The sequence below is a fragment of the Micromonospora sp. S4605 genome (assembly GCF_003176715.1).
Classification (GTDB): Bacteria; Actinomycetota; Actinomycetes; order Mycobacteriales; family Micromonosporaceae; genus Micromonospora; species Micromonospora echinaurantiaca.
The window spans coordinates 1-6806 of record NZ_QGSW01000365.1; the positions used below are offsets into that span (position 1 = coordinate 1).

A 6806-nucleotide genomic window follows, 5' to 3' on the forward strand; every position below is an offset into this window, starting at 1 on the left:
GGTGGGCCTGGGCGGGCGCGGGGCCGCCGAGTGCGGCCGGTCCGACGCCGAGGGAGACCGTGCCGGCCGCGGCGACCAGGAGCAGGGCCGAGCCGGCGGAGAACCATCGTCGGGGTCGGTGGGTGGAGCCGTCCGTGGTGGACATCGTTGAGCTGTCCCTTCCTGACGAGTGACTGCCAGGGCGGGGCGCGCGCCGTCGCGCCGGATGCCGTAGCGGGGGGATGCGGCGGCCCGCCGGGGTGCCGTCCCGGCCGGCCGTGACCACCGGTCGGTGGGGCCACGTCTCGGAGGTCACCAGTCGATGGGTTACCGCGCCGCCGGTTCACCTCGACGAAACAGTGTCGTGTTGGCCACGACATTAAGTTGCGTACGTCGATGTGTCCATACCTTCTGCGGATCCAGAATGGACTTTTGTCGATCTGGGCGAAAGTCGGCGCGTACCCCTACCCCGCGGGTGGGTCGCGGCTCGCGGCTCAGAGCCGGCGGTCGACCGCCTGGCCGGCCAGGCGGATCAGCGCCGCCCGGCACTCGTCGGCCAGCGGCGCGTGCGCCAGCGCGGCCAGTGCGGCGTCGGTGCGGACCCGGATCATCTGCTCGATCCGCTCGCGGGCGCCGGTGCGCTCGATGATGGCGCGCAGCTCGGCCGCGCCGTCGGCGTCCAGCGCCGGGTTGCCGAACAGGTCCCGCAGCCGGGCCGTCTGGGCCCGGTCGGCGGCGCTGCGGGCCAGCGCCATCATCACCGTCGGCTTGCCCTCGCGCAGGTCGTCCAGGACCGACTTGCCGGTCACCGCCGGGTCGCCGAAGACCCCGAGCACGTCGTCGCGGAGCTGGAACGCGTCGCCGAGCGGGTCGCCGAACTCGGCCAGCGCGGCGAGCAGGTCCGGCCCGCCGCCGGCCAGCGCCGCGCCGATCTGCAACGGCCGGGTGACCGTGTAACGGGCCGCCTTCATCCGGATCACTGTCAACGCGCTGGCCACCGAGCCGTCGCCGACCCCGGAGACCAGGTCGAGGTACTCGCCGGCGATCACCTCGGTGCGCATCAGCGCGAAGACCGCGTACCCCCGGTGGATCTGCTCGGTGCTCAGGCCGCACTCGTGGAACATCTGGTCCGACCAGGCGGCGCAGAGGTCGCCGCAGAGCAGCGCCGTGTTGCGTCCGTACGCCTCCGGGTCGCCGCGCCAGGCCGAGCGGGCGTGCAGGTCGGCGAAGAGCCGGTGTACCGACGGCTCGCCCCGGCGCCGGTCGCTGCCGTCGAGGATGTCGTCGTGGATCAGCGCGAAGGCGTGGAACAGCTCCAGCGCGGCGGCGGCGACCACGATCGGGGTGCCGTCCGCGCCCCCGGCGCCGCGCCAGCCCCAGTAGCAGAAGAGCGGACGCAGCCGCTTCCCGCCGGCCAGCACGAAGCGGTGCAGCGCGGTGAAGACGCCCCGGGGCGCGCCGTCCGGCCACTCGGGGCCCTGCCGGTCGAGGAACGCGGCCAACTCGGCGTCGAACCGGGCCCGCAGCCCGCTCGCGTCGGTCGGCGCCACGGTCACCGTCACGGCGCCTCCCCCCTCGGCTCGCCGGCCGGCGGGCGTCGGCCGGCCGGGACGCGCTTGTCGGCCGGGACGCGCTCACCGGCCGAAACGCGCTCCTCGGCCGGGGCGGGTGGCAGCCCGGCCAGCTCCAGCAGCAGCGCCTTGACCTCGGTGGCGGCGATCCGGTCCCGGGCCGCGGCCGGGTCGGAGCAGAGCAGCACCGGCCCGTCGGCCGGGTCGGCCGGCAGCCGCCCGTGCGAGCCGCGGACCGCCCGGGCGCCGGCGTCCAGCCCGACCACGCTCATCAGGTAGCGCATTCCGAGCTTCTTGCGGGCCAGCGCGACCGCGGCGCGCCGCTTCGCCGCTCCCGGCGCGGCCGGGTCGAAGAAGAGCTCGGCCGGGTCGTAGCCCGGCTTCCGGTGGATCTCCACCAGTCGGGCGAAGTCCGGCGCCCGCGCGTCGTCCAGCCAGTAGTAGTACGTGAACCAGGCGTCCGGCTCGGCCACCAGCACCAGCTCGCCGGCGCGCGGGTGGTCCAGCCCGTGCGCCGCCTTGCCCTCGGCGTCGAGCACCTCGGCCACCCCGGGCAGCCCGGCGCAGAGCTTCGCCACCGCCGGCACGTCGGCCGGATCCCGGACGTAGACGTGCGCGACCTGGTGGTCGGCGACCGCGAACGCCCGTGAGGTCCATGGGTCGAGGTACTCCATGTCGGCCTGCGTGTGCACCCGGAGCAGCCCCTCGGCGCGCAGCAGCCGGTTGACGTCGACCGGGCGGGACACGTCGGTGATGCCGTACTCGGAGAGCACCACCACTGTCGCGTCCCGGGCTGCGGCGGCGTCCAGCAGCGGCCCGAGCACGCCGTCCAGTTCGGCCGCGGCGGCGGCCGCCCGGGGCGACGAGGCGCCGAAGCGTTGCAGGTCGTAGTCGAGGTGCGGGACGTAGACCAGGGTGAGGTCCGGTGCCTGGTCGGCGAGGATCTGCTCGGCCGCCCGGCAGATCCAGGTCGAGGAGGGGATGCCGGCGCCCGGGCCCCAGTAGGTGAAGAGCGGGAAGGTGCCGAGCCGATCCGTCAGCGCGTCGTGCAGCTCCGGCGGGTCGGTGTAGCAGTCCGGCTCCTTGCGCCCGTCGGCGTAGTAGACCGGGCGGGGGGTGACCGTCCAGTCCACGTCCGCGCCCATCGCGTACCACCAGCAGACGTTGGCCACCGTGTAGCCGGGCTCGGCCCGGCGGGCCGCCTGCCAGAGCTTCTCGCCGCCGACCAGGGCGTTGTGCTGCCGCCAGAGCAGCACCTCGCCGAGCTCCCGGAAGTACCAGCCGTTGCCGACGATGCCGTGCTCGGCCGGGAGCGCCCCGGTGAGGAAGGTCGACTGCACCGAGCAGGTCACCGCGGGCAGCACGGTGCCCAGCTCGGCCCGGAATCCGGCGTCGGCGACCGCGCGCAGCCGCGGCATGTGCGCCAGCAGCCGCGGGGTCAGCCCGACCACGTCCAGCACCACCAGCCGCCTGCTCATGCCGCCACCTCGCTCCGCTCGGCGCCGGCGAGCGGGGTGAGGCCGAGGGCGGCCAGCTCGTCGCGGGCGAAGGCCAGCTCCGCGGCGATCCCGGCGGCCAGCTCCGCGTCGGTGCGCGGGCGGCGCGCCTCCGGCAGCACCCCCCAGGTGTACGTCTCGACGTCCAGGTGGTCGCAGCCGGCCTCCGGGCCGGTGTAGAGCGCGGCCAGCGCGGCGCGCAGCACCGGCAGGGTGGCGCCCAGCGGCTCCTCGGGTGGGGCGTGCAGCGGCACGTGGTAGTGCACCCGCCAGGGCCCGGGCAGCCGGGCGGCCAGCGCGGCGTCCAGGTCGTCCGCCGCGTACGACGGGTCGGCCGGGTCCGCCGCGCCCGCGCAGCCGGCGGCGCGGGTCTGGTGCAGGAAGCGCGGCTCCACCCAGCGGCGCAACGCCTCCGTCGCCTCGGCCGGCGCCTCGATCGCCGCGGAGACCTGCACCTTCACCACCGGCAGCCCGGCGGCGCTCAGCCGGGCCAGCGCCTCGGCGGGCTGCTCCCAGGCGCAGGCGAGGTGCGCCAGGTCGAGGCAGACGCCCAGCCGCTCAGTGTCCATACCGGACAGTACCCCGGCCGCCTGCCCGGTGCTCTCCACCAGGCAGCCGGGCTCCGGCTCGAAGCCGACCCGGATCGGCCGGCCGGTGTCCCGCTCGACGGCGGCGAGCCCAGCCGCGAGCTGGTCCAGCCGGCGGCGCGCGGCGTCCGCCCGGCTGCCGTCCCAGGGGTGCCGCCAGGCCAGCGGCAGAGTGGAGATCGACCCCCGGGCGGCGTCCTCGGGCAGCAGGTCGGCCAGCACCCGGGCCAGGTCGAGGGTGTAGCGCAGCCGCCGTTCGGTGGTCCAGTCCGGGTGGTAGACGTCGCCCTTGACCACCGGGGCCTGGAAGGCCGCGTACGGGAAGCCGTTGAGGGTGACCACCTCCAGGCCCCGGGCGGCCAGTTCGGCGCGCAGCCGGCGGCGGGCCACCGGGTCGGCGGCCAGCTCGGCGGCGACCGGGGCGGCCAGCCACAGCCCGAGGCCGAGCAGGTCGGCGTCGAGGTGGCGGCGCACCGGCAGGGCGTAGCTGTCCAGCTGGGCGAGGACGCCGGCGAGGTCCTCGGCGGGATGCACGTTGGTGCAGTAGCCGAGGTGGACCGTGCTGCCGCCGGCGTGCCGCAGCCGCATCAGCTGCCCCCGCGCAGGATCGAGTTGCCGGCGTACGTGCCGGTGGGCGGGTCGACGTCGGCCAGGTCGAGGTCGGTCAGGTCGAGCCGGCCGGACTGGCCGTAGAACTCGACCGGGTTGCGCCACAGCACCTGGTCGACGTCGTCGGCGGTGAACCCGGCGAGCAGCATCGCCTCGCCGGTGGCCCGGGTGAGCAGCGGGTCCGAGCGCCCCCAGTCGGCCGCCGAGTTGACCAGCATCCGCTCCGTCCCGTACGCCCGCAGCAGCTCCACCATCCGGGGCGGCGACATCTTGGTGTCCGGGTAGATGGAGAAGCCGAGCCAGCAGCCGGTGTCCCGGGCCAGCTTCACGGTCACCTCGTTGAGGTGGTCGAGCACCACCCGGCCCGGCTCGATGCCGCTCTCGCGGACCACCGCCAGGCTGCGCTCCACGCCCCGGGCCTTGTCCCGGTGCGGGGTGTGCACCAGCGCCGGCAGGTCGTGCGCGACGGCGAGGGCGAGCTGGGCGGCGAACGCCGCGTCCTCCTCCGGGGTCATCGAGTCGTAGCCGATCTCGCCGACCGCCACCACGCCGTCCTTCTCCAGGTAGCGGGGCAGCAGGTCGAGCACCGGGCGGCAGCGCGGGTCGTTGGCCTCCTTCGGGTTGAGCGCGATGGTGGCGTGGTGCCGGACGCCGAACTGGCCGGCCCGGAACGGCTCCCAGCCGACCAGCGAGTCGAAGTAGTCGGCGAACGAGTCGGCGCTGGTGCGGGGCTGGCCCAGCCAGAACGCCGGCTCCACCACCGCGCGTACCCCGGCCGCGGCCATCCGTTCGTAGTCGTCGGTGGTACGCGAGGTCATGTGGATGTGCGGGTCGAAGATGCGCATCACGCCTCCCTGGCGGTGGGCCGGCCGGAGCCGGCGGTGAGCCGGTCGAGCAGGTCGGTGGCGTCGGCCGGCATGCTCCGGCCGGCGGCTTGCCGTTCGGCGGCCAGCGCGGCCAGCATCGCGGCCAGCTCGGCGTCGGCGCGCGTGTCGAGGTCGGCCACCACGGCCAGCGGCACCCCGGTGAAGACGCACTTGAGCACCGCCTGCCGCCAGGCCGCCGGGTCCAGGTGCCGGGCGTACGGGCCGAGGGCGGCGGCGACCAGCCGGGTGTCGTTGGTGCGGATCGCGTCGTGCAGCAGCGGTACCCCGGCCGCGCCGATCGGCAGCAGCGGCAGCGCCTTCAGCACGGCCCGTTTCTCGGCGGCGTCGCCGTGCCGGTAGAGGGCGTCGGCGCGCTCGGCGTGCCGGGTGGGCAGGCTGGTCAGCAGCAGTACCCGGGCCGCCTCGTCGGCGGTCCAGCCGGGCAGGCCGGCCAGTTCGTGCCGCCCGCAGCGCCGGCCGGCGGCCGGGAACCAGCGGGCGATGCTGTCCGGTTCGGCGGCCACCCGGCGCAGGGCCTCGGCCAGCCAGTCGGGATCGGACACCTCCCGCAGCGCGGCCCGCAGCTGATCGGCTGTCATCGTGCCTCCCCTCGGCGCCGGCTCCCGACCGGGAGCCGGCGCGGTCTAGTGGCGCCCCGGGGCGGCCTGGCCGCCCGCCACCGGCACCGGCCGGTGGGCACCCTCGGCCCCTCGCTCCGCACCTACATACGCACCGCGGCCTTCCGGTCCGGGGTGTCGGTGGGCGCGGAGCGGGGGGCCGCGGCGGGAGCCGGCCGGGCCGGCGCCTCGGCAGGCGCGGGCGCCTCGGCGTGGGCGGACGCTTCGGCGCGGGCGGCGGCGCGCAGGAAGTCGATCGAGCGGGCGGCGACGGCCGGCGCGGCGTGCGAGTGCCGGGGCAACTCGACGGCGACCAGGCCGCGGTAGCCGGCGTCGGCGAGGGCGCGCAGCACGGGCGGGAAGTCGATCTCGCCGGTGCCGAACTCCAGGTGCTCGTGGACCCCCCGGCGCATGTCGTCGATCTGCACGTTGACCAGGTGCTCGGCCACGTCGAGCACGCACGCCGGCACCGGCTGCGGCTCCAGGCAGCGGCAGTGCCCGATGTCGAGGGTGATGCCGAAGACGCGCGGGTCGCCCAGCGCGGCGCGCAGCCGCCGCCAGCCGGCGATGTCCTCGACCAGCATGCCCGGCTCGGGCTCGAAGCCGAGCGGCACCCCGGTCGCGTCGGCGGCGTCCACCACCGCCGCGCAGCCGGCGACCAGCCGGTCCCAGGCGGCGGCGGGGGCGACCGGCTCGGGGCGTACGCCGGCCCAGAAGGAGACCGCCTCGGCGCCCAGGTCGGCGCCGATCCGGACGGCGCGGCGGAGGAACTCCACCCGCCGGGTCGGGTCGTCGTGCAGCAGCGTCGGCGCGTGCTTGTGCCAGGGGTCGAGCAGGTACCGCGCCCCGGTCTCGATCACCACACCGAGGCCGAGGTCGGCCAGCCGGCGGCGGACGGCGGCCACCCGCCGGGCCAGCGCCGGAGCGAACGGGTCGAGGTGGTCGTGGTCCAGGGTGAGCGCGACACCGGTGTAGCCGAGGTCGGCGAGCACCGCGAGCGCGTCGTCCAGCCGGTGGTTGGCGAACCCGTTGGTGCCGTAGCCGAAGCGCAGGTCGGTGGGGCGGAGGGCGGGGTCGGGGC

6 protein-coding genes are annotated in these 6806 nt (G+C 76.2%); all 6 read right to left on the reverse strand.

Going from position 1 to position 6806, the window contains the following annotated elements:
• Positions 1 to 473: 473 nt before the first annotated feature.
• Positions 474 to 1541, reverse strand: coding sequence for a polyprenyl synthetase family protein (locus tag DLJ47_RS30615; RefSeq protein ID WP_109905222.1), 1068 nt, complete (start codon positions 1539 to 1541; stop codon positions 474 to 476).
• Positions 1538 to 3028 carry an alkaline phosphatase family protein gene (locus DLJ47_RS30620; RefSeq protein ID WP_233258105.1) on the reverse strand — a complete coding sequence of 497 codons (1491 nt, stop codon included), beginning with the start codon at positions 3026 to 3028 and terminating at the stop codon, positions 1538 to 1540. Before DLJ47_RS30620 ends, DLJ47_RS30615 begins: the two co-directional genes overlap by 4 nt.
• The gene (gene eboE, locus DLJ47_RS30625) at positions 3025 to 4221 is read right to left on the reverse strand and encodes a metabolite traffic protein EboE (protein WP_109905224.1); all 1197 of its coding nucleotides are present in this window, start codon (positions 4219 to 4221) and stop codon (positions 3025 to 3027) included. Before eboE ends, DLJ47_RS30620 begins: the two co-directional genes overlap by 4 nt.
• Positions 4221 to 5087, reverse strand: a complete 867-nt coding sequence (locus tag DLJ47_RS30630) for a TatD family hydrolase (RefSeq protein WP_109905226.1) — start codon at positions 5085 to 5087, stop codon at positions 4221 to 4223. Before DLJ47_RS30630 ends, eboE begins: the two co-directional genes overlap by 1 nt.
• Positions 5087 to 5707: an EboA domain-containing protein gene (locus DLJ47_RS30635; RefSeq protein ID WP_109905227.1), complete on the reverse strand. Its 621-nt coding sequence runs from the start codon at positions 5705 to 5707 to the stop codon at positions 5087 to 5089. The genes DLJ47_RS30630 and DLJ47_RS30635 overlap by 1 nt, the downstream gene beginning before the upstream one ends.
• A 122-nt stretch (positions 5708 to 5829) precedes the next feature.
• A partial coding sequence (locus DLJ47_RS30640) for a sugar phosphate isomerase/epimerase family protein (RefSeq protein ID WP_446723620.1) occupies positions 5830 to 6806 on the reverse strand: 977 nt, incomplete at its 5' end.

Coding starts and splice junctions, on each gene's coding strand:
- DLJ47_RS30620 (WP_233258105.1), bottom strand. CDS start 3,028: ATGAGCAGGCGGCTGGTGGTGCTGGACGTGGTCGGGCTGACCCCGCGG.
- eboE (WP_109905224.1), bottom strand. CDS start 4,221: ATGCGGCTGCGGCACGCCGGCGGCAGCACGGTCCACCTCGGCTACTGC.
- DLJ47_RS30635 (WP_109905227.1), bottom strand. CDS start 5,707: ATGACAGCCGATCAGCTGCGGGCCGCGCTGCGGGAGGTGTCCGATCCC.
- DLJ47_RS30630 (WP_109905226.1), bottom strand. CDS start 5,087: ATGCGCATCTTCGACCCGCACATCCACATGACCTCGCGTACCACCGAC.